Annotated in this window: 23 protein-coding genes; 19 read left to right on the forward strand and 4 right to left on the reverse strand. The window is 60.4% G+C overall.

Features of this window, described 5'->3' with window-relative positions:
- Nucleotides 1-89 precede the first annotated feature (89 nt).
- The 3 genes from ACR0KX_RS02510 (at nucleotide 90) to ACR0KX_RS02520 (ending at nucleotide 3,710) form a co-directional block, all read left to right on the forward strand.
- Complete coding sequence (locus tag ACR0KX_RS02510) at nucleotides 90-1,754, forward strand: tetratricopeptide repeat protein (RefSeq protein WP_170622365.1); 1,665 nt, start codon at nucleotides 90-92, stop codon at nucleotides 1,752-1,754.
- A 72-nt stretch (nucleotides 1,755-1,826) separates the two neighbouring features.
- Entirely contained in the window at nucleotides 1,827-3,227 is a 1,401-nt protein-coding gene (gene murD / locus ACR0KX_RS02515; protein ID WP_170622366.1) for a UDP-N-acetylmuramoyl-L-alanine--D-glutamate ligase, read from the forward strand.
- Nucleotides 3,228-3,335: 108 nt separating this feature from the next.
- Nucleotides 3,336-3,710 (forward strand): glycine zipper family protein, encoded by a 375-nt coding sequence (locus tag ACR0KX_RS02520; RefSeq protein WP_170452101.1) that lies wholly within the window; start codon nucleotides 3,336-3,338, stop codon nucleotides 3,708-3,710.
- Here the strand turns inward: ACR0KX_RS02520 and ACR0KX_RS02525 are convergent.
- Together ACR0KX_RS02525 and ACR0KX_RS02530 are read right to left on the reverse strand one after the other, a co-directional pair.
- Nucleotides 3,707-4,894 carry a BaiN/RdsA family NAD(P)/FAD-dependent oxidoreductase gene (locus tag ACR0KX_RS02525; protein WP_480707807.1) on the reverse strand — a complete coding sequence of 396 codons (1,188 nt, stop codon included), beginning with the start codon at nucleotides 4,892-4,894 and terminating at the stop codon, nucleotides 3,707-3,709. The genes ACR0KX_RS02520 and ACR0KX_RS02525 overlap by 4 nt on opposite strands.
- A gap of 93 nt (nucleotides 4,895-4,987) precedes the next feature.
- A complete protein-coding gene (locus tag ACR0KX_RS02530; RefSeq protein ID WP_170452097.1) occupies nucleotides 4,988-5,434 on the reverse strand; it encodes a hypothetical protein in 447 nt (148 codons plus the stop codon).
- A 158-nt stretch (nucleotides 5,435-5,592) separates the two neighbouring features.
- Between ACR0KX_RS02530 and ftsW the strand changes: the two genes are divergently transcribed.
- The 15 genes from ftsW (at nucleotide 5,593) to ACR0KX_RS02605 (ending at nucleotide 22,094) form a co-directional block, all read left to right on the forward strand.
- Complete coding sequence (ftsW, locus tag ACR0KX_RS02535; RefSeq protein ID WP_170452095.1) at nucleotides 5,593-6,756, forward strand: putative lipid II flippase FtsW; 1,164 nt, start codon at nucleotides 5,593-5,595, stop codon at nucleotides 6,754-6,756.
- Nucleotides 6,756-7,853, forward strand: a complete 1,098-nt coding sequence (locus ACR0KX_RS02540; RefSeq protein WP_170523369.1) for a UDP-N-acetylglucosamine--N-acetylmuramyl-(pentapeptide) pyrophosphoryl-undecaprenol N-acetylglucosamine transferase — start codon at nucleotides 6,756-6,758, stop codon at nucleotides 7,851-7,853. The genes ftsW and ACR0KX_RS02540 overlap by 1 nt, the downstream gene beginning before the upstream one ends.
- The gene (gene murC / locus ACR0KX_RS02545; RefSeq protein WP_170523373.1) at nucleotides 7,850-9,259 is read left to right on the forward strand and encodes a UDP-N-acetylmuramate--L-alanine ligase; all 1,410 of its coding nucleotides are present in this window, start codon (nucleotides 7,850-7,852) and stop codon (nucleotides 9,257-9,259) included. Before ACR0KX_RS02540 ends, murC begins: the two co-directional genes overlap by 4 nt.
- 77 nt (nucleotides 9,260-9,336) lie before the next feature.
- Complete coding sequence (locus ACR0KX_RS02550) at nucleotides 9,337-9,585, forward strand: DUF2484 family protein (protein ID WP_170452089.1); 249 nt, start codon at nucleotides 9,337-9,339, stop codon at nucleotides 9,583-9,585.
- The gene (locus ACR0KX_RS02555; RefSeq protein ID WP_170452087.1) at nucleotides 9,582-9,824 is read left to right on the forward strand and encodes a DUF2484 family protein; all 243 of its coding nucleotides are present in this window, start codon (nucleotides 9,582-9,584) and stop codon (nucleotides 9,822-9,824) included. Before ACR0KX_RS02550 ends, ACR0KX_RS02555 begins: the two co-directional genes overlap by 4 nt.
- A 56-nt stretch (nucleotides 9,825-9,880) precedes the next feature.
- Nucleotides 9,881-10,807, forward strand: coding sequence for a UDP-N-acetylmuramate dehydrogenase (gene murB, locus ACR0KX_RS02560; RefSeq protein WP_170452085.1), 927 nt, complete (start codon nucleotides 9,881-9,883; stop codon nucleotides 10,805-10,807).
- A gap of 103 nt (nucleotides 10,808-10,910) precedes the next feature.
- Nucleotides 10,911-11,834 (forward strand): D-alanine--D-alanine ligase, encoded by a 924-nt coding sequence (locus ACR0KX_RS02565; RefSeq protein WP_170452083.1) that lies wholly within the window; start codon nucleotides 10,911-10,913, stop codon nucleotides 11,832-11,834.
- Nucleotides 11,822-12,829: a cell division protein FtsQ/DivIB gene (locus ACR0KX_RS02570; protein WP_170622367.1), complete on the forward strand. Its 1,008-nt coding sequence runs from the start codon at nucleotides 11,822-11,824 to the stop codon at nucleotides 12,827-12,829. The genes ACR0KX_RS02565 and ACR0KX_RS02570 overlap by 13 nt, the downstream gene beginning before the upstream one ends.
- A gap of 8 nt (nucleotides 12,830-12,837) precedes the next feature.
- Nucleotides 12,838-14,172: a cell division protein FtsA gene (gene ftsA / locus ACR0KX_RS02575; RefSeq protein ID WP_170452079.1), complete on the forward strand. Its 1,335-nt coding sequence runs from the start codon at nucleotides 12,838-12,840 to the stop codon at nucleotides 14,170-14,172.
- Nucleotides 14,159-14,572 carry a hypothetical protein gene (locus tag ACR0KX_RS02580; RefSeq protein WP_170622368.1) on the forward strand — a complete coding sequence of 138 codons (414 nt, stop codon included), beginning with the start codon at nucleotides 14,159-14,161 and terminating at the stop codon, nucleotides 14,570-14,572. The genes ftsA and ACR0KX_RS02580 overlap by 14 nt, the downstream gene beginning before the upstream one ends.
- A 349-nt stretch (nucleotides 14,573-14,921) precedes the next feature.
- The gene (gene ftsZ / locus ACR0KX_RS02585; RefSeq protein ID WP_170622369.1) at nucleotides 14,922-16,523 is read left to right on the forward strand and encodes a cell division protein FtsZ; all 1,602 of its coding nucleotides are present in this window, start codon (nucleotides 14,922-14,924) and stop codon (nucleotides 16,521-16,523) included.
- Nucleotides 16,524-16,736: 213 nt separating this feature from the next.
- Nucleotides 16,737-17,657, forward strand: a complete 921-nt coding sequence (lpxC, locus tag ACR0KX_RS02590; RefSeq protein WP_170622370.1) for a UDP-3-O-acyl-N-acetylglucosamine deacetylase — start codon at nucleotides 16,737-16,739, stop codon at nucleotides 17,655-17,657.
- A gap of 126 nt (nucleotides 17,658-17,783) precedes the next feature.
- Nucleotides 17,784-18,626 carry an outer membrane protein assembly factor BamD gene (locus ACR0KX_RS02595; protein ID WP_170452073.1) on the forward strand — a complete coding sequence of 281 codons (843 nt, stop codon included), beginning with the start codon at nucleotides 17,784-17,786 and terminating at the stop codon, nucleotides 18,624-18,626.
- Between the two features lie 31 nt (nucleotides 18,627-18,657).
- Nucleotides 18,658-20,307 (forward strand): DNA repair protein RecN, encoded by a 1,650-nt coding sequence (gene recN, locus ACR0KX_RS02600; RefSeq protein ID WP_170622371.1) that lies wholly within the window; start codon nucleotides 18,658-18,660, stop codon nucleotides 20,305-20,307.
- 101 nt (nucleotides 20,308-20,408) lie between these two features.
- Entirely contained in the window at nucleotides 20,409-22,094 is a 1,686-nt protein-coding gene (locus ACR0KX_RS02605) for a chloride channel protein (RefSeq protein WP_170452070.1), read from the forward strand.
- Here ACR0KX_RS02605 and ACR0KX_RS02610 read toward each other — a convergent pair.
- Nucleotides 22,091-23,458, reverse strand: coding sequence for a DUF3179 domain-containing protein (locus ACR0KX_RS02610; RefSeq protein WP_170622372.1), 1,368 nt, complete (start codon nucleotides 23,456-23,458; stop codon nucleotides 22,091-22,093). The two genes, ACR0KX_RS02605 and ACR0KX_RS02610, sit on opposite strands and share 4 nt — an antisense overlap.
- Before the next feature lie 189 nt (nucleotides 23,459-23,647).
- Here ACR0KX_RS02610 and ACR0KX_RS02615 point away from each other — a divergent pair, with 189 nt between their 5' ends.
- The gene (locus ACR0KX_RS02615) at nucleotides 23,648-24,769 is read left to right on the forward strand and encodes a TauD/TfdA family dioxygenase (RefSeq protein ID WP_170622373.1); all 1,122 of its coding nucleotides are present in this window, start codon (nucleotides 23,648-23,650) and stop codon (nucleotides 24,767-24,769) included.
- Between the two features lie 43 nt (nucleotides 24,770-24,812).
- Here the strand turns inward: ACR0KX_RS02615 and ACR0KX_RS02620 are convergent, their stop codons facing one another.
- Entirely contained in the window at nucleotides 24,813-25,154 is a 342-nt protein-coding gene (locus tag ACR0KX_RS02620; RefSeq protein ID WP_170452064.1) for a DUF427 domain-containing protein, read from the reverse strand.
- Nucleotides 25,155-25,158: the final 4 nt, after the last annotated feature.

Consider the following 25,158-nt stretch of genomic DNA (forward strand, 5'->3'; position numbering starts at 1 on the left):
GTGCATTTGTCGACTCTAAGTTGAAATGCATCTTCCAAAAGTGGTTGGAACACCTATGCTGATCGAAAGCTATTTGGATCGGTGCGGAATTGGATTGGTTTCTCGCGTTTTTCTCGCAATATGGAGTTCCTCTGGGCGGAGCTGCCGCTGCTCTCGCTATCATCGAAACAGTGTTCAAACCATTTCGGAAGCACTTTGGTGGCACTCAAACCGTAAAGTTGGATGAAGATACCAAAGCAGCGCTTGCTCCGTCGAAGGTTGCAGATAGCCCTACGTTAACAGTGCCCGAGTTCATCCGGCTTCGTCGAGAACTCAAAGCGGACCTCGAAGAAGAACTCGCTGCTGCTCACGAGGACGAGAAGGATCAACTGCGTGCACGAATTGCAACGCTGGAAAGCCAGATCACCCACCCAGAAGAAGGTCTGGCCGAGCTCCAAAAACGCAATGCGGAACTAGAGACGCTGCTGGAACGATCAGGTAATGAACTTGGCGAGGACCGTCTGGCAGAAGCACGCGCTGCTTTGGAAAAAGGCGACTACTCCATCGCGGATGACCTTTTTGCGGAAATCGAAGAAAGACGCAAACTGGAGATTCAAGAAGCCGCCCGCGCAGCGTTTGGACGCGGAGAGATTGCAGAGGCCGAAGTGCGCTGGGCGGACGCGGCAGAGCACTACGCCCGTGCGGCAAATCTAGATGCAAGCTTTGAGACCTTGCAAAAGGCAAGTGATTTTGCTGAGCGATCCGGCAACTATAACGCAGCCTTGCGTTTCAGTGGCGAACTTCTTGATGTTGCGCGAGGGGATGAGACACTGGAACGACTCACTTCAGCGTTGAACGAACATGCACTCAATTCTAAGAAACTCGGCCGCTTTCGACAGGCCGAGTTGCTTTATCGCGAGGCACTGGAGATCGACCAAGAAACGATTGGGACTGAGCATCCCAACCATGCTACACATCTCAACAATCTCGCTAGGCTCCTGGAGGACTCGGGCCGGTATGATGAGGCTGAACCGCTGTATCGCGAGGCGCTTGAGATTGATCGTAAAACGATAGGAGTTGAGCATTCCGATTATGCCACCAACCTCAACAACCTCGCGGGGCTGTTGAGGGCAACGGGTCGTTATGATGAGGCTGAGCCGCTCTATCGCGATGCGCTGGAGATAGGCCGAAAAACGATAGGAGTTGAGCATCCCAACTATGCCATCCGACTCAACAACCTTGCCGGGTTGCTAGAGGAGACGGGCCGTTATGACGAGGCTGAACCGCTTTATCGCGAGGCGCTTGAGATTGATCGCAAAACGATAGGAGTTGAGCATCCCGGTTATGCAGTCGACCTCAACAACCTCGCTGGGTTGCTGAGGGCGAAAGGCCGTTATGATGAGGCTGAGCCGCTCTATCGCGAGGCGCTAGAGATTGGTCGAAGAACGATAGGAGTCGAGCATACCGGCTATGCTACCCACCTCAACAACCTCGCAGGGCTGCTGAAAGTAACGGGTCGTTATGATGAGGCTGAGCCGTACTATCGCGAGGCGCTGGAGATTGATCGCAAAACGATAGGAGTTGAGCATCCCGATTATGCAATCGACCTCAACAACCTCGCTGGGTTGCTGAGGGCGAAAGGCCGTTATGATGAGGCTGAGCCGTTCTATCGCGAGGCGCTGGAGGTTTTTGAAACAGCTCTTGGGGTTGAGCATCCAAACACAATTGCGACTCGCAAAAACCTGAACGTCCTCCTCGCCGAAAAGCCCGACTAGCCCCGCTTGCATTCCTGCCAGCCATCGGTACAGGGTGGTCCCCGCCATCAAATACAAAGACGGAGCGTATGGATGATCCCGGTCAAAGGGTTTTCAGGACAGAAGGTTGCGGTTCTGGGGCTGGGCCGGTCGGGGCTGGCCACCGCGCGGGCGTTGCGCGCGGGGGGGGCACAGCCGGTGTGTTGGGATGACAATCCGGATGCGCGGGAGAGGGCTCAGGCCGAGGGGTTTGCTTGTACCGATCTGCTTCGGAACGGGGCGTTTGATCAGATTGCGGCGTTGATCGTGTCTCCGGGCATTCCGCATTTGTATCCGACGCCCAATCCGGTTGTCGCGGCAGCTTTGGACGCGGGCGTTCCGGTCGATAATGATATCGGGCTGTTCTTCCGCTCATTCGCAGGGCCGGAATGGAACAATTATGACACGCCTCCACGTGTGATTGCGGTGACCGGGTCGAATGGAAAATCGACTACGGCGGCACTGATCCATCACATTCTGACCGAGGCTGGGCGTGATGCGCAACTGGCCGGAAATATCGGGCGCGGGGTGCTGGATATTGATCCGGGCGGCGATGGCTCGGTCGTGGTGCTGGAGCTTAGCAGCTATCAGACGGAACTCGCCCGCTCTCTGACGCCGGATGTGGCGGTATTCACCAACCTTTCGCCGGATCATCTGGACCGTCACGGTGGTATGGGGGGCTATTTTGCTGCCAAAAGACGGTTGTTTGCCGAAGGCGGCCCGGATCGTGCTGTGATTGGCGTGGATGAGGCCGAGGGCGCGTTTCTGGCTGGGCAGATGGCCGAGGGGCCAGCGGATGATCGGGTGATCCGCATATCAGTCGAGCGCAAGCTGACCGGTCCGGGCTGGCAGGTTTTTGCCCGCAAGGGGTTCTTGTCGGAATACCGCAAAGGGCGGCAGGCGGGTTCGATCGATCTGCGGGCGATCAAGGGCCTGCCGGGGACGCATAACCACCAGAACGCCTGCGCGGCCTATGCGGCCTGCCGTTCGCTGGGGTTGGCGCCTCGGGTGATCGAAGACGCTCTGCACAGCTATCCGGGCCTGCCCCATCGCAGCCAGATCATCGCCGAAGCCGGGGGCGTGACTTATGTGAACGATTCCAAGGCCACCAATGTCGACAGCGCGGTGAAGGCGCTGGGCGCGTTCAAGCGGATTCGCTGGATCTGCGGCGGGTTGGAGAAAGAGGGTGGGCTGGACGCGCTGAACGATGCTGCAAGCGATGTGCTGAAGGCCTATGTGATCGGGCGCGAGGCGGCAGGTTTCGCCATGCAACTGAACGTGGATGCGCAAGTGTGCACGACCATGGTCGCAGCGGTCGAGCAGGCGATGGCGGATGCCGAGGCAGGTGAAACTGTGTTACTTGCGCCCGCTGCTGCAAGTTTCGACCAATATGATAACTTTGAACAACGCGGTGAGGATTTTGCCGACAATGTGCGGCAAAGGCTGGCTGAATAACGCGGTTGCAATCGACCGCCGGTTCATCTGCTCTGGGTCGCTATCGGCTTGACGCCCCACCGGATTTGGTCTTGCCTTGGCGGGACGTTAGAAAACGAGGTTACGGATATGTCCAACCGAAAGAAATTGATGGCCTTGCCAGCGGTGCTGCTGATTGGGGCCTGTGCAAGCTCGGGTGCCAACTATACGCCGATCATCGACGGCAATATTGGTCCGAATTACAACGCGGATCTGGCGCAGTGTCAGGCTCTGGCCCGGACACAGCCAACTGTTGATGGCCGAACGGCCGGCGCGGCGGCCATTGGTGCTGCGGGTGCGGCGGGTGCGAAGGCGATCATTGATGACAGCGCCAGCGACCTTGGCCGGACGGCTGTCGCAGGGGCGTTGCTGGGCGCGGGGGCAAGCGCGTTGCAGAACAACCAGAATCAGGAAGTTATTGTGCGCAACTGCATGCGCGGGCGCGGGTATAACGTCGTCGGCTAAGGGTGCTGACGGCTTGCGATGGCGGTTCCGGCGGAATGCCCCGAGGACCACGCCCATTGAAAGTTGTAACCGCCCAGCCAGCCGGTGACATCCACAGCTTCACCAATCGCATAGAGGCCGGGGATCTCCCTGGCCTCCATCGTTTTTGACGACAGGTCATCTGCGTCGATCCCGCCCAGAGTGACCTCGGCGGTGCGATAACCTTCTGTGCCCGAAGGGGTCAGGTGCCAATCGGACAGGGCGGCGATCAGGTCTTTGAGCGCCGCGTCGGACTGGTCGGCCAGATTGCGCGGCATCGGGATATGCTGGCTGAGGTAGTCCACCAGCCGCGCGGGCAGGTGGCGGGCCAGTTCCGTGGTTAGCGCCTTGCGCCCGCCGCTTTGACGTTGATCGCGCAGCAGGTCGAACAGGGGCAGATCGGGGATCAGGTTGACGCGGATCGCCTCGCCCTCGCGCCAATAGGACGACAGTTGCAGCACCGACGGACCGCTGAGCCCGCGATGGGTGAACAGCAGCGCCTCGTCAAAGCTAGTACGGTCGTTTGACAGCCGCGCTGGCAGCGAGACGCCCGAGAGGTCTTTGAATTTCCCGTCCGAGAAGGTGAACGGGACCAAAGCGGCACGTGTTTCGGTGATTCGCAGCCCGAATTGCTGCGCGATGTCATATGCCAGACCAGTCGCCCCCATCTTTGGGATCGACTTGCCGCCGGTGGCCAGCACGAGGTTGCTGCAAGTAAGGCTGAGGCGCTGACCTTCGCGGTCGACCTCAAGTTCAAACCCGGCCTCGGTCTTGCGCAGGTCCCTGAGTTCAGTTCGCACCCACAGCTCGGCCCCGGCGCGCTCCATCTCGGTCAGCAGCATCTGGATGATCTGTTTCGAGGAACCGTCGCAGAATAGCTGCCCCAGCGTTTTCTCGTGCCACGCGATATTGTGGCGCCCGACCAGATCGACGAAATCCCATTGCGTATAGCTCGCCAGGGCGGATTTGCAGAAATGCGGATTCTGGGACAGGAAATTTGCCGGTCCCGCATACATGTTGGTGAAATTGCAGCGCCCGCCGCCCGAGATGCGGATTTTCTCGCCGGGGGCTTTTGCATGGTCGATCACCAAAACGCGCCCGCCGCAGTGGGCGGCGCACATCATACCGGCTGCACCGGCCCCGAGGATGATCGTGTCGTAGGTCATGGGCGGGGGATGGCGTGGATTGAAGGGGATGGCAAGTGCACTCGGATCGATTGGAGCGAATTCGAGCGCAAAAATAACTCGATGGGGCTGGATCTAGTCTAGAGGAACTCGAAGCTTCTTGGGTCTGCGTCTTCCAAGCGGATCGACTATTTCAGAGCGCTTGCCACTATTGCCGAGATACTCTCTTGAAGATCGACGTCCATTGCGATCTTCGATGGTGATCACATATTTATTTCCGCTTGACTGAGATATAAAGCGCACCAGAAAAGCGGTGTAGTCAGAATAGTTTACTTGGTTTTGCTCGCAAAAATCAGGGAACGCGTTTCTGAACAGCGGAAGAAAGGTTGCCAACTCATCGTCGAGCAACTCACCGCAAGCCCGGCCCGTTAGGAAGTTGGCGATGAAATAGCCGTTTATATGTCGAGCCGCCTCGGCAAACACCGAAATTCCGATCATGTGGCCCGGCACAACGAAGCTAAGGCCACCAGCCAGTGAATCGGTGAAGTTATGGGCTACGCTATGAAGAATGCTGTGTTTCATGCCGCAACTCTAGCCTCGACGCTGAGCAGAGAAAAAGTAGGGTTCTGTTCTTTTGTGCGTTGCCCTTCATTTCCCTAGCCCAATCGCCAAAATCCCTGTAGACTCTCAACCAGATCCCGAAAACGGGACACGAGTGAGGCAGTAAGTGGCGGTATCTCATGACTGAGATGGTGTATGGCGCGGTCCAGGACCAGCGCGGGGAACCGATTCTACCAAAGTGGTGGCGTACGATTGATCGCTGGACGATGTCCTGCGTTCTGATCCTGTTTGTCATCGGGCTGTTGCTGGGGCTGGCCTCATCGCCGCCGCTGGCCGGGCGCAACGGGTTTGATCCGTTTCACTATGTTGAACGGCAGGTGTTGTTCGGCGGGCTGGCGCTGATTGCGATGCTGCTGACGTCGATGATGTCTCCGACCCTTGTGCGCCGTCTGGCGGTTCTGGGCTTTCTGGGGGCGTTCGTCGCGCTGGCCTTCCTGCCGATCTTTGGTACCGATTTTGGCAAAGGGGCGGTGCGGTGGTATTCGCTGGGCTTCGCCTCGTTGCAGCCTTCTGAATTTCTGAAGCCCGGATTTGTGGTTGTGGCCGCATGGTTGCTGGCGGCCTCGCAGCAGATCAACGGCCCTCCGGGGCGGTTGTGGTCTTTTGCACTGTGCATGGCGATTGTCGGGATGCTGGTGATGCAGCCCGATTTCGGGCAGGCGTGTCTGATCCTGTTCGGCTGGGGCGTGATGTATTTCGTGGCCGGGGCGCCCATGCTGCTGCTGGTTGGCATGGCGGGCGTGGTCGTGCTGGGCGGTATGTTCGCCTATTCCAACTCGGACCACTTTGCGCGCCGCATCGACGGGTTTCTGAATCAAGAGGTCGATCCGACCACCCAACTTGGCTATGCCACCAACGCCATCCGTGAAGGCGGTCTGTTTGGTGTTGGCGTGGGTGAGGGGCAGGTGAAGTGGTCTCTGCCCGATGCGCATACGGATTTCATCATCGCTGTGGCGGCCGAGGAATACGGCCTGATCCTGGTGCTGATCATCATCGCGCTCTATTCGCTGATCGTTGTACGCTCGCTTTTGCGGCTGATGCGCGAACGGGACATGTTCATCCGACTGGCGGGCACCGGTCTGGCCTGCATGTTCGGCGTTCAAGCGATGATCAATATGGGTGTTGCGGTGCGCCTGCTGCCTGCCAAGGGCATGACGCTGCCCTTTGTCAGCTATGGTGGTTCGTCCCTGATCGCAGGCGGCATCGCCATCGGCATGTTACTGGCCTTCACCCGCACCCGCCCACAGGGCGAGCTTGGCGATATTCTGCGCGGACGAGGTTGATGAGCAAACCCTACCTTCTGATTGCGGCGGGCGGCACCGGGGGCCACATGTTCCCGGCGCAAGCGCTGGCCGAGGCGATGCTGCACAAGGGCTGGCGCGTGCGCCTGTCCACCGATCCGCGCGGCGCGCGCTATACCGGTGCCTTCCCCGAAGGCGTTGAGATTGTCGAGGCATCCTCGGCCACTTTCGCGCGTGGGGGTCTCGCTGCCAAGGCGCTGGTCGGGCCAAAGATTGCTGGCGGCGTCGCCAGCATGGCCTTTCAGATGATGCGCGACAAACCGGAAGTGGTCGTGGGCTTCGGGGGGTATCCCTCGATCCCGGCACTGGGTGCGGCGACACTGCTGAAAATCCCGCGCATGATCCACGAACAGAACGGCGTTCTTGGACGTGTGAACCAACTGTTTGCCACTCGCGTTGCGCAGGTGGCCTGCGGCGTATGGCCGACCGACTTGCCGGAGGGCGCGCATGGTATTCACACCGGCAATCCGGTACGCGCCGCCGTTCTGGATCGTGCGGCTGCCCCCTATATCCCGCCGGGCGAATACCCGATGTCGGTTTTGGTGATGGGCGGATCGCAGGGCGCGCGCATCCTCAGCGATGTCGTACCCGGAGCGATCGCTGCATTGCCCGAATTCCTTCGATCCTACATCCGCGTCTCGCATCAGGCGCGGGACGAGGATGGCGACCGCGTCACCGCCTTCTACGCCGACCATGGCATCCGCGCCGATGTTCAGCCGTTCTTTGATGATGTGCCCCGCCGTATGTCGGACGCGCAACTGGTGATCAGCCGCTCGGGCGCGTCCAGCGTGGCTGATATCTCGGTCATCGGGCGACCTTCGATTCTGATCCCGTTTGCCGCCGCCGCTGGCGATCACCAGACCGCCAATGCCCGAGGTCTGGTACAGGCGGGCGGGGCGATCATGATCCCTGAAAATGCTCTTGACGTCGCCGCGTTGACCGAGCAAATGACCACGGTTCTGACAAACCCCGAAGCCGCACAGAAAATGGCCCACGCCGCCTTGTCGGTCGGGGCACCGGACGCCACCGAGCGTCTGGTTGCCCAGGTCGAGCAACTGGCGCAGAAGGAGACCACATGACCCCAGCAACCAAACTGCCGCAGGACGTAGGGCCGATCCATTTCGTCGGGATCGGCGGGATCGGGATGTCCGGCATTGCCGAGGTGTTGCTGAACCTTGGGTACAGGGTTCAGGGATCGGATCTGAAGGCGTCGAAAATCACCGACCGTCTGGCCTCGCTGGGAGCCGAGATTTTCGTGGGGCAAAAGGCCGAGAACCTCAAGAACGCTGCAGTGGTTGTCACGTCGACCGCGATTAAACCGGGCAACCCGGAACTGGATGAGGCGCGCGCCCAAGGCCTGCCTGTTGTCCGCCGGGCGGATATGCTGGCCGAACTGATGCGCTTGCGGTCAAATATCGCGATTGCCGGAACCCATGGCAAAACCACCACGACCACGATGATGGCCGAGCTGATGGTCGCGGGTGATTTCGACCCCACCGTGATCAATGGCGGCATCATTCACGCCTATGGCTCGAACGCGCGAATGGGGCAGGGCGAATGGATGGTGGTCGAGGCCGACGAATCCGATGGCTCATTCAACCGCCTGCCTGCAACCATCGCCATCGTCACCAATATCGACCCCGAGCATATGGAGCATTGGGGCGATTTCGACACGTTGCGCGATGGGTTCTATGAGTTCGTCTCGAACCTGCCCTTCTACGGTCTGGCTGTCTGCTGCACCGATCATGCCGAGGTGCAGGCTCTGGTGGGCCGTATCACCGACCGCCGCGTGCGCACCTATGGCTTTAACGCGCAGGCGGATGTGCGGGCCGAGAACCTGACCTACAAGGGCGGCGTCGCGCATTTCGACATCCACTTGCAATACGAAGACAAAGTGATCGAGGGCTGCACCCTGCCGATGCCGGGCGACCACAACGTTTCAAACGCGCTGTCTGCGGTGGCCGTCGCCCGCCATCTGGGCATGAAGGCCGCGGAAATCCGAGAGGCACTGGCCAATTTCGGCGGTGTGAACCGTCGCTTCACCAAGGTCGGCGAGGTCGATGGAGTCACCATCATCGACGATTACGGCCACCATCCGGTCGAAATCGCTGCTGTGTTGAAAGCCGCGCGTCAGGCGACCGAAGGCCGTGTGATCGCTGTCCACCAGCCGCACCGCTATTCCCGCCTGTCCAACCTGTTCGACGATTTCTGCACCTGCTTTAACGATGCCGACGTCGTCGCCATTGCCGAAGTGTTTGCTGCCGGAGAGGACCCAATCGAAGGCGCGTCCCGTGACGATCTGGTCGAAGGTCTGATCCGTCACGGCCACCGCCATGCGCGCGCGATCCTAAGCGAGGATGATCTGGAACGTCTCGTTCGGGAACAGGCTCGTCCGGGCGATATGGTCGTCTGCCTCGGGGCCGGTACGATCAGCGCGTGGGCCAACGGGCTGCCTGAGAGATTGCAAAGAAAACAAGCAGTTTGACGTTCATCCTCATTTGTCGCACAACCTGAAAGTGTGATAGAGTATTCACTGATACCGCGTACCCGTGGAGGGGGCGAATGGACTATTCGATGATCTTTGCCGCACTTTGGGTGATCTGCGCGACTATCGTGGCGCTGTTGCCGATGCGGCTGCAATTCCCTCCGGGAATCTTGCTGCTGATCTGCGCGCCGGTCCTGATCCTGTGGCTGGGTTATGATCACGGCTGGTTCTGGTCGGTTGCGGCCTTTGCCGGGTTCGTGTCGATGTTCCGCAATCCCATCCGCTTTTACTGGCGCAAATGGACGGGCCGGGAGGTCACGGAATGAGCTGGTCGATTGCTCTCGCCGCTGCTTGGGGTGTGGCCGCCAACGTGCTGGCGATGATCCCCAGCAAGGACAACCACTGGACCCGCGCCTACATCCTGATCGCGGTTGGCATCCCAATCGTTGGGTATGTCACGTTCGAGCATGGCCCCTGGATTGGCTTGCTGGTGCTGGGAATGGGGATGTCCGTGCTTCGGTGGCCAGTGATTTATCTGGGGCGGTGGCTGCGTCGGCGGGTCTGAGAAACGTATCCCTTATACGTCTTGCCTTGGACGCCTAAATCCGCGATCTAGCGGCCATGAGCACTCTTCCATCAACACGCGGCAGGCTGTCCCAAAATCGCAGCCTCAACGACCTGACATGGCTCCGTGTCGGAGGGCCGGCGGACTATCTGTTTCAACCTGCCGATCTGGAAGACTTGCGGGGCTTTCTGCGCGATCTGCCCGCAGATACTCCTGTTTTTCCGATGGGCGTCGGGTCTAACCTGATCGTGCGCGATGGTGGTTTGCGTGCCGTGGTGATCCGGCTGGGGCGCGGTTTCAATGGTATCTCCATCGACGGTAACACCGTCACCGCAGGCGCTGCGGCCTTGGATGCGCATGTGGCGCGGAAGGCGGCGGATGCGGGGGTTGACCTGACGTTTCTGCGCACCATTCCCGGATCTGTCGGAGGCGCGGTGCGGATGAACGCGGGCTGCTATGGCAGTTACACAGCGGATGTTCTGCGCAAAGCCACCATCGTCACGCGGCAGGGTGAGGTCGTGGACCTGACCCCAGCGGATCTGAACTTCCGATACCGCCAGACCGATCTGCCCGAAGGCGCGGTGTTGGTTTCGGCGACGTTCGAAGGCCCCTCGGGCAATCCGGAAGAACTGCACGCCCGCATGGACGCACAATTGAAAAAGCGGGATGAGACGCAGCCGACCAAGGACCGTAGCGCCGGATCGACCTTCCGTAACCCGGCGGGGTTCTCGTCAACGGGGCGGGAAGACGACGTGCATGACCTCAAGGCGTGGAAGGTGATCGATGACGCGGGGATGCGCGGGGCCACCAAGGGCGGCGCGCAGATGAGCCCGAAGCACTCGAATTTCCTGATCAATACCGGTGACGCCACCGCTGCCGACCTCGAAGGGCTGGGCGAAGAAGTGCGAAAAAAGGTTTACGAAACAAGCGGCATCACGCTAGAGTGGGAAATCATGCGGGTCGGCGATCCGCTGACAGAATAAAGCCCCAACCGTCAGACCATAACAGGCAAATTCAGGCGACGGATCAAAGGCATAACGCAGTACGGACCACGACATAAGGTCCGGGGACATTGAGGCGCACAAAGTGGGACTGTCGAGCAGGACAAACCCCAAAGTGGCGGTATTGATGGGCGGCCCCTCGGCGGAACGCGAGGTGTCACTCAGCAGCGGGCGCGAATGCGCAGCCGCCCTTGTGGGAGAAGGCATTGAAGTGGTCGAGCTGGACGCGGGTCCCGACCTCTATGCGCGCCTATTGGACATCAAACCGGATGTTGTATTCAACGCCCTGCATGGCCGCTGGGGTGAGGATGGCTGTGTGCAGGGTCTGCTGGAATGGATGCGCATTCCCTATACGCATTCGGGCGTGCTGGCCTCGGCCCTGGCGATGGACAAGCAGCGCAGCAAAGAGGCGTTTCGGGTGGCCGGGCTGCCCATCGCGGAAAGTGTGATTGCCGCCAAGTCGGATGTGATGGCCGATCACGTCATGCCACCGCCCTACGTGGCCAAGCCCAACAACGAAGGGTCCAGCGTCGGCATTTATATCGTGCATGAAAACGCGAACGGCCCGCCGCAGCTGTCCGAGGACATGCCCGATCAGGTGATGGTCGAACAATACGTGGCGGGGCGCGAGTTGACGGTGACGGTGATGGGCGATCGCGCCCTGACCGTGACCGAGATCATGACCGATGGCGGCTGGTATGACTATGACGCCAAATACAAGCCCGGCGGCTCGTGGCATGTGTTGCCTGCCGAGATTCCGTCCGAGATTTTCGATCTGTGCATGGACTACGCGTTGCGCGCCCACAATGTGCTGGGCTGCAAGGGCGTCAGCCGGACCGATTTCCGCTGGGACGACAGCAAGGGGCGCGACGGCTTGTTCCTGCTGGAGACCAATACTCAGCCGGGCATGACGCCGACCTCGTTGGTGCCCGAGCAGGGGCAGCATCTGGGCATGACATTCGGCCAGCTTTGTGTGTGGATGGTGGAGGACGCCTCATGCGACCGCTGACAGCCACCCGCGCGCCAGTGATTCACCGAACCAAGGCCCTGGCCGGTCCGGATGCCGATTTTGAATCTGCGGATACGGAACCCCATGACACTCAGCCCGTTCTGCGCTTGAGCGGAGTAAAGCTGTTCAACCGCACAGCGCGCCGGGCTGATCCTGCGCCGTCGCGGCTCAGCTATCGGTTCCAGCGGTGGATGCTGACGCCGGGCATTCGACTGGGTGTCAAGCTGGGCCTGCCGATTTGCGCGGTGGCTGCTGCCATCGGCCTGTACTTTGCGTCGGAAGATCGGCGCGAGGCGGTCAGCACCTATATCGCCGACATCCGCACCTCGATTCAGGAGCGTCCGGAATTCATGGTCAACCTGATGGCCATTGATGGCGCAGGGGCCGGTCTGGCCGACGATATTCGCGAAGTGGTGCCGTTGGATTTCCCGATCAGTTCCTGGGATCTGGATGTCGAACAGATGCGCGACACGATCACCGGGCTGGACCCGGTGAAATCCGCGACCGTGCGAATCCGGCCCGGAGGCATCCTTCAGGTCGATGTGGTCGAACGGCAGCCCGTGATCGTCTGGCGCACCCGTGACGGCGTTGAGCTGTTGGATGAGACCGGTGTGCACGTGGATCAGGCGGCCTCGCGCAAGGATCATGCGGGCCTGCCCTTGATTGCGGGCGAAGGTGCGGATGCGCGTGTGGCCGAGGCGCTTGAGATTTTTCAGACCTCGCGCAGCCTTGGCACTCGTGTACGGGGATTGGTGCGCGTGGGTGAGCGCCGCTGGGATCTGGTGCTGGATCGTGGTCAGCGGATCATGCTGCCGACCGAGCGCCCGGTGCGCGCGCTGGAGCGTGTGCTGGCGGTGAACGAGGTGCAGGACCTGCTGGAGCGTGATGTGGCCGTGGTCGACATGCGCCTTGGGAACCGGCCAACTATAAGAATGACCAAAGCCGCCAGCGAAGACTGGTGGAATACAAAAGTGAACGCGAGTAACGGGCAGTAGCAACCATGATGACCGATCTTTATCAGTCCCAGCGCGCCATGCGGCAGATGCGCAGACAAGCGATGCAACGGGGCGTTATCGCCATTCTGGATGTGGGCAGTTCCAAGATCGCATGCCTTGTGCTGCGGTTTGACGGGACCGGTCGGCTGAGCGAAGACAACACCATCGGGTCGATGGCCGGGCAGACCGGGTTCCGCGTGATTGGCGCGGCGACCACACGCTCGCGCGGGGTGCAATTCGGTGAAGTCACCGCGATGCAGGAAACCGAGCGCGCCATTCGCACCGCATTGCAGGCAGCGCAGAAGATGGCCGATATTCGTGTCGATCACGTGATCGCCTGTTTCTCGGGCGCAAACCCGCGCTCTTACGGTCTGGACGCGCAAGTCGATCTGGAAGGCCAGCTTGTGACCGAGGCCGAGGTGGGCCGAGTGCTCAACGCTTGCGACGTGCCGGATTACGGGGCAGGGCGCGAGGTGCTGCATGCCCAGCCGGTGAATTTTGCGCTGGACAACCGCTCGGGCCTGATCGATCCGCGTGGGCAGTTGGGGCAGAGCCTTGCCGTGGACATGCACATGCTGACTGTCGACGCTGTGGCGATTCAGAACATCGTGCGTTGCATCAAACGCTGCGATCTGGAATTGGCGGGGATTGCGAACTCGGCCTATGTGTCGGGCATCTCGGCGCTGGTCGAGGATGAGCAGGAATTGGGTGCCGCCTGTATCGACATGGGCGGTGGCACGACCAGCGTCTCGATCTTTATGAAGAAACACATGATCTATGCCGACTGCGTGCGCATGGGCGGCGATCACGTGACGCAGGACATCTCGATGGGTCTCGGCGTGCCGACTGCCGTGGCCGAGCGGATCAAGACCTTTAACGGCGGCGTCCATGCCACCGGGGCCGATGATCGCGACCTGATCGATATCGGCGGCGATACCGGCGATTGGGAGCATGATCGCCGTACCGTCAGCCGGGCTGAATTGATCGGTATCATGCGGCCTCGGGTCGAGGAAATTCTGGAAGAGGTCCGCGTGCGGCTGGATGCCGCCGGGTTCGAACATATGCCCAGCCAGCAGATCGTTCTGACCGGGGGCGGCAGCCAGATCATGGGGCTGGACGGTTTGGCCACGCGCATTCTGGGTCAAAGGGTCCGCCTGGGCCGTCCGCTGCGCGTTCACGGCCTGCCGCAATCGGCGACGGGGCCGGGCTTTTCCTCAGCCGTAGGTCTCAGCCTGTTTGCGGCACATCCGCAGGACGAATGGTGGGATTTCGAAATTCCGGTCGATACCTATGCCGCGCGCCCGTTCAAGCGCGCGGTGCGGTGGTTCCGTGACAATTGGTAAAACCCTTGGCGGCGCCGCTCTGGCGTTGTGGCCGGGTCTCGCCCCGGCCCAAACCCTGATCACGCCCGAGGTTTTTCTGGACGCCGTTATCGGCAAAACCGTCATGTTCTACGAGATCCGCAGCGGTGATCTGGTCGGAACGGAGGAATTCCTGAACCACAGAACTTCGGTCTGGCGGGAAGCAGGGAGGGGCTGCGTCTACGGGCAGATCACCACGCCCAACGGCCAGATCTGCTTTCTATATGACAATGACCCGGATGGCATTCCGGTCTGCTGGTGGCCGTTTCTGCATGAAGACCGCCTGATGGTCCGGCTGGCGTCATTGACAAACGGCGAAATTCAAGAGGTGCGCAGCATCACCGAAAACGGCTTGGACTGTCCAAGTGCCCCGATCAGCTAAAGAAACCGGTTGCGGCTGCGGGATTTATCCCTAAAGATATCCACAAGGCCCGTCAGAGGCCCGGCGGCAGGACATTGAGCAGTTTTCCGCCCTACCAAAACCGGGATTTCCGTCCGTGTGCAAATCAATCGCCACGGCGCGGTTTTCGGCTGTCTTGTGGCATCTTTAGGCCACTCCGCAAGATTTGGCGGCTGGTGCGAAATACCGCCGTTTGATGCCTTATTTCCTCCATATTTTGTGGATTTGCGCGATTTTTGACGTGACCTTTGCGCATCACAAGGATAGAATCGAACAAGGATAGGTAAGAAAAACACCGCTTTGGCGGAACAAAAATACAGGCGGACAGAGCATGACATTGAATCTTTCGATGCCCGGGCACGACGAACTGAAGCCTCGGATTACAGTATTTGGCGTTGGCGGCGCAGGCGGCAACGCGGTCAACAACATGATTGAAAAACAGTTGGACGGCGTCGATTTTGTCGTCGCCAACACCGACGCGCAGGCGTTGCAGCAAAGCCAGTCTTCGGCGCGGGTGCAACTGGGTGTGAAGGTCACCGAAGGTCTGGGGGCAGGGGCCCGTCCGACGGTTGGGGCCGCCGCCGCCGAAGAAAGCATCGAACAGATCGTCGATCATCTGGCAGGTGCGCATATGTGTTTCATCACCGCCGGTATGGGCGGGGGTACCGGTACCGGGGCCGCGCCGATCATCGCGCAGGCCGCGCGGGAACTGGGTGTGCTGACCGTTGGCGTTGTCACCAAACCCTTCCAGTTCGAAGGTGCCAAGCGCATGCGTCAGGCCGAAGACGGCGTTGAAGCGCTGCAACAGGTCGTTGACACGCTGATCATCATCCCGAACCAGAACCTGTTCCGTCTGGCCAATGAAAAGACCACGTTCACCGAGGCGTTCTCGATGGCCGATGACGTTCTGTATCAGGGCGTCAAGGGCGTGACTGATCTGATGGTGCGTCCGGGTCTGATCAACCTCGACTTCGCGGACGTGCGCGCCGTGATGGACGAGATGGGCAAGGCGATGATGGGCACGGGCGAGGCGACCGGCGAAGATCGCGCCATTCAGGCCGCCGAAAAGGCCATCGCCAACCCGCTGCTGGACGAAATCAGCCTCAAAGGCGCGAAAGGCGTGTTGATCAACATCACAGGCTCGCACGACCTGACACTGTTCGAACTGGACGAGGCCGCCAACCGCATTCGCGAGGAAGTGGACCCCGAGGCCAATATCATCGTCGGTTCGACCCTCGACACCGCGATGGAAGGCGGAATGCGTGTTTCGGTCGTGGCGACCGGGATCGATGCCACGGAAAAAACCAGCGATGTGCCGGTTGCGCGCCGTTCGATGTCCGAGCCGCTGACCCGCACCGTATCGGCCGAAGAACCTGTGCGTGAAGAAGCACCTGCCGCGGCAGAAGTGGCAGAGGCCGCGCCTCAGATGCCGGAAAATCGCGAACCCTCGCTGTTCGAGGCAACCGAAGAGCCCGCGCAATTCCAGCCGCGTGACGAACAGGACGATGATGGCCTTCCGCCGCCCGCCTACCAACCGCGTGTCGCTGAGTTCGAACCGCAGCCGGAACCTGTTGAGCAGGCGCCGGACGCCTACGCCGCGCAACCGCATGCGGCGGGAACGCCTTCGCCCGAAGCGCTGCAGCGCTTGCAGGCGGCGGTGCAGAATGTCCCCTCGGCAGCACAGCGTCTGACCGCAACACGGTCGCCGGAACCCGCGCCGCAGCCGCAAGCTGAAGCCGAAGAACGCCCCCGCTTTGGCTTTAACCGTCTGATCGACCGCATGACCGGTCACGCCGCGGATACCCCCACGCAGCCGGTCCGTCAGCAGCCCGCGATGCGGCAGGCTGACGCCACGGCACCAGCGCATGAAGAAGCGGATCCCGACCAGGAGCGGATCGAAATTCCGGCTTTCCTGCGCCGTCAAGCCAACTGATCGCGGTAACAAAATGAGCATCAGGGGTCGCCATCAAGCGGCCCTTTTTCTATATTTGTTAAGGATTTATGAGCAGATAAGCAGGGTTTTGCCGATCTGTTACATTGATGTTTCATTCAGTTACAAAGAGTGAGTTGAGCCTGACCGCCCGCTTCCTTAACTGGGTGTCCAACACAGCCGTCCGAGGCTGGACACCACTCGCTGAGGCCCATTTTGCAACATACGCTCAAATCTCCGGTCACGTTCAAAGGCGTCGGACTGCACGGCGGTCAGCCTGTTGTCATGGTTCTGAAACCGGCAGCAGCGGGTCATGGCATCTGGTTCAAACGGACGGATATCGAGCTGGGCAACGCTTTGATCCCTGCCATCTATGACATTGTCGAACGTACGCCGCTGTGCACCCGGCTGATCAATGATGCAGGCGTGTCGGTGTCGACCGTCGAACATATCATGGCGGCGCTGGCGGGTTGCGGCGTGCACAACGCGCTGATCGAGATTGACGGGCCTGAAGTGCCGATCATGGACGGGTCGTCCATCGACTTTGTCCGGGGCATCATGGCCAAGGGCGTGCGCCGTCAGGCCAGCCCGGTTTTGGCCTATGAAGTGCTGAAACCCGTCACCGCCTCGCGCGAGGGGGCCAGCGCATCTATCGCTCCGGCGGATGGGCTGATCATCGATTTCCATATCGACTTTGAAGATGCCGCTATCGGCAATCAGACCAAAACGCTGGATATGCGCAACGGATCCTTCGTGCGCGAGCTAAGCGATTGCCGTACCTTCTGCCGTCGCATCGACGTGGAAGCCATGCGCGAAAACGGTCTGGCACTGGGCGGCACGCTGGAAAACGCTGTTGTGGTGCAGGGTGACGAGGTTCTGACCCCGGGTGGCCTGCGCTATGCGGACGAAGCCGTTCGCCACAAGATGCTGGATGCGTTGGGCGATCTTTATCTGGCGGGTGGTCCGATCCTGGGTCATTTCACCGGTGACAAGTCCGGCCATTCGATGACCAACACCCTGCTGCGCAAGCTGTTCGAGACACCCGGCGCCGTGCGTCCGATCCTGTGCACACCTGAACAGGCAGCCCGCTTGCCGGGTCAGGGCCTTGTTCTGAATGAAATTCCGGCGGTCGCCTGATTCAATCAACTCTGACGACATTTGCGACAGAGCGCGCATAAGGCGTTTTGCACCGGAAATATCTATGCTAGACCATGGCTCAATTCGGGGCAAACCTCGTTGAGTATGATGACAAGGATGGGCGGTATGGTTGGCAGCAAAGCGGCAGTCAGGTTCGCGGGCGCGATTCTTCTGGCAGCAGTTTTGACAGCATGTGGTAACAGGGGCGCTGACCGCGAACAGAACCTTGAAGGCTTCACGCCCGAGCAGATTTATACGCGTGGCGAATATGAGCTGTCGCAGAATCGCTCGGACGACGCGGCTTGGTATTTCTCGGAAGTCGAACGGCTGTACCCCTATTCGGATTGGGCCAAACGCGCGCTGATCATGCAGGCGTTTTCATTCCATGCCGACAAGAATTACGAAGAAAGCCGCGCCGCCGCGCAGCGCTATATCGACTTTTACCCCACCGACGAAGATGCGGCCTATGCGCAGTATCTGCTGGCGCTCAGCTATTATGACCAGATCGACGAAGTTGGCCGCGACCAGGGCCTGACCTTTCAGGCCCTGCAAGCGCTGCGCACGGTGATCGAGGTTTACCCCGACAGCGAGTATGCCACCTCGGCAGTGTTGAAGTTCGATCTGGCCTTTGACCATCTGGCGGGCAAGGAAATGGAGATCGGGCGCTATTACCTGCGTCAGGATCACTATATCGCGGCCATCAACCGCTTCCGTGTCGTGGTCGAGGATTTCCAGACCACGTCGCACACAGCCGAAGCGCTGTATCGTTTGGTCGAGGCCTATCTGTCCTTGGGTCTGTTTGATGAGGCGCAGACCGCAGGCGCGATCCTTGGGTACAACTACCAGTCCTCGGAATGGTATGACGATGCCTACAAGCTGTTGACTTCGCGCGGGCTGGATCTGAAGAGCCGTGGCAACAACTGGCTCAGCCAGATCTATCGCCAGACGATCAAGGGTCAGTGGTTGTAAGCTGGTGACGGTCTGGGGATGCTAACACCCGATGCTGCGCGCCTTAGATATCCGTGACATGCTGATCATCGACCGGTTGGAACTGACGTTCCAGCCGGGTCTGAACGCGCTGACGGGTGAGACCGGGGCGGGTAAGTCGATCCTTTTGGATTCGCTGGGGTTCGTTCTGGGTTGGCGCGGTCGGGCCGAACTGGTCCGGCAGGGTGCAGCGCAGGGTGAAGTTGTAGCCGAGTTTGAGCTGCCCGACGGCCATCCGGCCCATGCGGTTCTGGCAGAGGCTGGATTGCCGGGCGGAGAGGAATTGATCCTGCGCCGCGTCAACACCGCCGAGGGCCGCAAGACCGCCTGGGTCAATGACCGTCGTTGCTCGGGCGAGGTGTTGCGGGCGCTGTCCGAAACGCTGATCGAATTGCACGGCCAGCATGATGATCGTGGATTGCTGAACCCGCGCGGCCACCGGGTTTTGCTGGATGACTACGCTCAGGTCTCGGGTCAGTTGGCATCGGTCCGCCGCGCGTGGTCCGAGATGTCGCGCAGCCGCAAGGCATTGGCCGAGACCGAGGCCGCGCTGGCCGCGATGCGCGCCGAAGAGGAATTCCTGCGTCATTCCGTGGCCGAGTTGGACAAGCTGGACCCGCAACCGGGTGAGGATGCCGATCTGGATGCGCGCCGCCGCATGATGCAGGGGGCCGAGCGGATCCGCGATGATGTCGCCCGGGCATTTGACCTGTTGGGCGGTGAGGGGGCCGAAGGCGCGATGTCGGACGCAATGCGCTGGCTCGAAGGTGTGTCCGACAATGCAGGCGGGCAGTTGGAAGACCCCATCGCTGCGCTGGGGCGTGCCCTGATCGAATTGGGTGAGGCGCAGGACGGTGTGAACGCCTGCCTTCAGGCGCTGGACTTCAATCCGGCGGAACTGGAAGCCGCCGAAGAACGCCTGTTCGCGATCCGCGCGCTGGCCCGCAAGCATAACGTGGCACCGGATGATCTGGGCCCGTTTGCAGATACTCTGCGGGATCGTTTGGGGCAGTTGGACGCCGGTGACGCCGATCTGGCCGAGTGTCGGGCCGCCGTCGAGGCTGCGCAGGCCACATATGATACGGCTGCGGCCAGGCTCAGCGCGACCCGCCAAAAGGCCGCCGGGCAGTTGGATGCGGCGGTCATGGCCGAGCTTGCGCCGCTGAAAATGGAACGGGCGGTGTTTCAGACAGAAATATCGCCAGCCGATCCCGGCCCCGAAGGCACTGATGCGGTGGCCTTCACGGTTGCCACCAACCCCGGCGCACCGTCGGGGCCGCTGAACAAGATCGCCTCGGGTGGTGAGCTCAGCCGGTTTCTGCTGGCGCTCAAGGTTTGCCTGTCCGGTGATGACAGTGCCCGAACGATGATCTTTGACGAGATTGACCGGGGCGTCGGCGGTGCCACTGCCGATGCGGTTGGGCGCCGACTGGCAGCCCTTGCGCAAGGCGGGCAGGTGCTGGTCGTCACACACTCACCCCAAGTGGCCGCGCGGGCTGCGCATCACTGGCGGGTGCAGAAGCAAGTAAGCGCGGGTCAGACCCTTTCGACCGTTGTGCCCTTGGCCGAAGGTGATCGCGTGGATGAGATCGCCCGAATGGTGTCGGGCGACACGATCACCGACGAAGCGCGCGCTGCCGCCCGCGCCTTGCTGGACGCCTGACGCCGTTTGTGGCGTTTCCTGGTGCCCCCACCGTCGCTATCGCACTTTTATATGGCCGCCCCGTGGCTTACTAAGGGGTATGTATTGATCCCCGAGGGCCAATGACCCAGTCAACCCGCACCGTTCTGCGCAACCAGCTCAATCAGGCCATGGCCGCGATCAAGGATGCGTGGCGGGTGATGCGGCGTCGTGGGCCCAGCCAGATTCAGTTCTGGTTCATCGCGCTGGCCATCGGAATCGCCGCCGGGTTCATGGCGCTGGGGTTCCGCAAGGCGATCCGCGCGCTGCAGGCGTATCTCTACGACACCGAGGATATTCTGCTGTTGCACAGCCATGCAGAGATGCTGCCGTGGTTCATGGTGTTGATCATCCCCATCATTGGCGGTCTGATCGTTGGTATCATCCTGAACAAGTTTACCGATGATGGCCGCGTGCGGTCTGTCGCGGACGTGATCGAAGGGGCCGCCGTCAGCGATGGCCGGGTAGAAACCAAGGCTGGTATCGCCTCGTTCTTCGCCTCGCTGATCACGCTGAGTTCCGGCGGCTCAACCGGTCGGGAGGGACCGGTGGTGCATATGGCCGGTGTCATCTCGACCTGGGTCAGCAACCGCATCCACGCCGACGGGATCACCGGGCGGGATCTGCTGGGGTGCGCGGTCGCCGCCGCCGTTTCAGCCAGCTTCAACGCGCCCATCGCCGGGGCGCTGTTCGCGCTTGAGGTTGTGTTGCGCCACTTCGCCGTGCACGCCTTTGCGCCCATTGTCATCGCCTCGGTCGCAGGGACTGTGATCAACCGGCTGGAATATGGCGATGTCACTGAATTCACGCTGGATACACCCGGATCGCTGCAATTCTACGTGGAACTGCCCGCCTTTCTGATCCTCGGGCTGATCTGCGGGTTTGTGGCCTTGCTGCTGATGCGCTCGATCTTCTTTGCCGAGGATATTGGCAACCACATCCAGAACCGCCTGTCTCTGCCCGGTTGGCTGCGTCCGGCTGTGTCCGGTGCGATGCTGGGCCTGCTGGCGATCTGGTTCCCGCATATCATCGGTGTGGGGTATGAAACGACGACCCGCGCCCTGACCGGCGATCTTGTGTTGACGACGGCCATCCTGTTTGCCGTGGTCAAGACCGTTGCGGTTGCCATCACCATGGGCGGGCGCATGGGGGGCGGGGTATTCTCACCCGCGTTGATGATCGGCGCGCTGACGGGGCTGGCCTTTGGTCTGATTGCCACCGGTTTGTTGCCCGACGTGTCGGGAACCCACACGCTCTATGCCTTTGCCGGAATGGGGGCGGTTGCGGCGGCTGTTCTTGGTGCGCCGATCTCGACCACACTGATCGTGTTTGAATTGACCGGAGACTGGCAGATCGGTCTGGCCGTGATGGTGTCGGTGTCGATGTCCACAGCGCTGGCCTCGCGCCTTGTGGATCGGTCGTTCTTCCTGACCCAGCTTGAACGTCGCAATGTGCATCTGGCCGCCGGGCCGCAGGCCTATCTGCTGGCCATGCTGCGAGCCGGGGCGGTGATGCGACCCATTGGCGACGCGCGCTCGATCACCGCTGACGAGGCGCGCGCGCTGATCGAGCAGGGCCTGTGTGTCAAGGCCAGCGCCACGCTGGAGGCTGCGATGCCCTATTTCGACCGGGACGACATTCCATGCATCCCGGTGATCATCCTGGAAGACGACGGGACCGAAACTCCGGTTGGTGCCTTGTATCATGTAGATGCGCTGAAGGCGTATAACCGCGCCTTGGCCGCCACAGCGGCCGAAGAGCATTCCTAGCCGCGATACACGCTCGCCGCATCGCCCAGATAGTTGTCCCACGCGAACCAGTACGAGATATGCCCGGCCACCCGTGGCAATTGTGTGCCATCCGGGCCGACCAGCATTTCTTCGGTCAAGGTCCACTTTCGGCCTGCTTCATCCACCAGACCGCCATCCGCAGCCTTGAACCTGTGCCCGGCACGTTCATAGGCGCGTACGGTGCGCCGATCCGGGTTGCCGATCAGGACCAAAGGCCGGTTCGCAATCGCATCGTTGATCACGCGGGTTCGGCTGAACGCATCCAATGGCCAGGCCCGTGCCGCGCCAAACTGACGGATCGCAAACACATAGTCCTTTTGCCGGTGCTGTGACTGATCCACCTGCGCCGGGAACATCAGTTCGGGTGAGGCAAAATACTCGCGATACACCACGCCCGAGCCATAGTTCCGTCGATGCCCGGTGTTCAACGACAAGGCCCGCGTGTCAGGGTGCGAGGTTTTCCAGCTATCCCAGGTGGTGATGACAACCGGCCGCTGTTTCAGTTCTATCCCGCTGTCAACCAGTGGGCCGACGACGGGCTTGCCGGTATATTGGTTCCACAGCGAATGTGTCTCGCGGTCAAACATCAGCTTGTTCGAACGGTAAAGGAACCCTGACGAGCCAAACACAAAGGGCTTGCGCCGACCCGCGACCTGCGTTTCGAACAAAATACCGGACCCGCATAGGGTGCAATAGGCCAGGGCGACAGGGACCCCGCCGATCACCTCGTTAAACATCTCGTGCCAGCCCATGATCCGCAGCGGATAGGCGCGCGTGTCGCCGTTGATCGAGACGCCAAAGACCAGATCATCGTCCCTGAGGTAACTGGCATCCGAGGCCGAGATCAGCGTCGGATTGTCCAATGAGGGAATGCCATCCTTGTAAACGCCGCCCCATGCGATCTCTTCCAGCCGGATTTTCATCCTGTCGCGCGTCAGGTATTCGGGCCGCAGGAACAGATCGAAATTCTGATCGATCCCCAACAGAACTTCGCGTTTGAACGGGATGAGCGACGGATGGGGGACCAGTTGCGGGTTCCGTTCCTGCCAGAGCATCCAGTCAAACCAGTCAGTGCCGTATTTCTGGCCCGAGAGGGTTTCAATCACTTCGGAAATCTCGTCCCGCCGCCGGTCAGAAAACCGCATCGCGGTGATCAGGGCCGGAACCACATCCGGGTTTCCTCGCCGTATCAGGTAAGCCATCTGTGCTTCAAAATCGGTACGACCGGAATACAGCGTGCTGCGTATGGCCTCCAGCACCGGATCGCTTTGCGCCCATACCGACCCCGGCACTAACGCTCCGACCCCGATCAACCCGGCAAATCTGCGACGTGAAACAGACATGGCACCCTCCTGTTCGCATCCACATTCAGTGTGCACGCCACACGCTTCACATGCACACCACAGTCGCGTGAGCAGGATACGCGAATTTGAAATTGGCTTTGCGTCGAAATTCGAATCTCGTCATGGTCGCGTCAGAATCCCGGAAACGGGACCAACACATGCGGTTGTTTCATCTGCCAGGAGCCAGCGATGTCGAACACAAATGGCGCGGTTGCTCTGAAAGATCAGGGGCTTGTTCTCCACACCGGTGGGCAGGACGTCTATTTCAACTATTACTGGCTGCGGGACAATTGCACCTCGTCTTTTGATCCCGAACTGCGTGAGCGCACGTTTGACATTACTTCGCTGACTCAAGCCCCGCAGGCCAGATCGGCCGAGGTTGAGGGCAATGATCTGATCATCGATTGGCTGGGTGAAGACCACCAAAGTCGATATTCAATCGACTGGCTGATGGGTTTTCAGACACGCGGCGGGCGGGATGATCCGGCGGTGCTTCCCAGAAAGCTCTGGCGGTCCGGGCACAGCGACAGCTTTCCACGGTTCAGCCAACATGACGTGATCCACGACATGCCAACCCGCGCGGCCTGGGCCCGTGCCTTGCTTGAAGAAGGCGTCGCCGTCATCACGGATATGGAGGACAGCGACGAGTCCTTGACCAAGCTCGCCAATTGCCTCGGGCTGGTCCGGCCCTCGGTCGCTGGTGAGTATTTTGATGTGAAGGTCCACATAGACCCCGTCAATCTTGCGTTCACGGCCAATGCGCTGGAGATGCATACCGACACACCGTCAGAAGAAATGGCGCCCGGTGTTCAGTTTCTGCATTGCCGCAGAAACAGCGTGGATGGGGGCTACAGCCTGTTTGTCGACGGGGCCGCCGTGGCCGAAGACTTCCGCGCCGAACATCCCGAAGACTTTGATCTACTGGTCCAGCATCAAGTGCCGTTTTTCTATGACCACGAAGATTTCGACTGGCGCGCGCATCAGCACGTGATCGAACTGGATACCAATGGCACCGTGTCAGGCGTGACCATCTCGCAGCATATGGCGGATGTGTTTGATTTGCCCCAGGACGTTCTGGATGCCTATTACCCGGCTTTCAGCAAGTTCCTGCGGGCAATCAACAGCCCCAAATACCTCAACCGCTTTCGCATGCAGGCCGGAGAGTGCTTTGTCTTCGACAACCACCGGATCGTTCATGGCCGCGAGGCGTATTCTGCCACAAGCGGAGAACGCTATCTGCGGGGATGTTACATCGACCGGGGCGAGATGCGATCAAGCTACCGCACGCTGGTGCGCAAGGGCTATGTCTGATCCGCGCCGCAGCCCAGGGCAAATACAGGTGAGCCAAACAGGTTTAAATCTGTTCAACCTTCACTGACTCCGCCGGATAAAACGCCAGATAACCCTTGATCTCGGCCATGGCAGGGATCGGGTTTTCATAGCTCCAGGCGGCGTTTTCTGTCACCGATGACTTGTTCACGATCGAATAATGCGTCGCGTCGCCCTTATGCGGGCAATGCGTAACCTTGTCCGTCTGATCCAGAAACGCCATCGCGATATCCGCGCGAGGAAAATAGACCACTGGATCCAGATCGCCTTCCAGCAGTACCAGAGCATTGCTGCTTTCGCCCAGAACCGCACCGCCCGAGCGAACGCTCCACTTTCCGTCCGCCTTCTCGATTGTGATCTCAGTCATATTT

The sequence above is a fragment of the Ruegeria sp. BG5 genome (assembly GCF_056538425.1).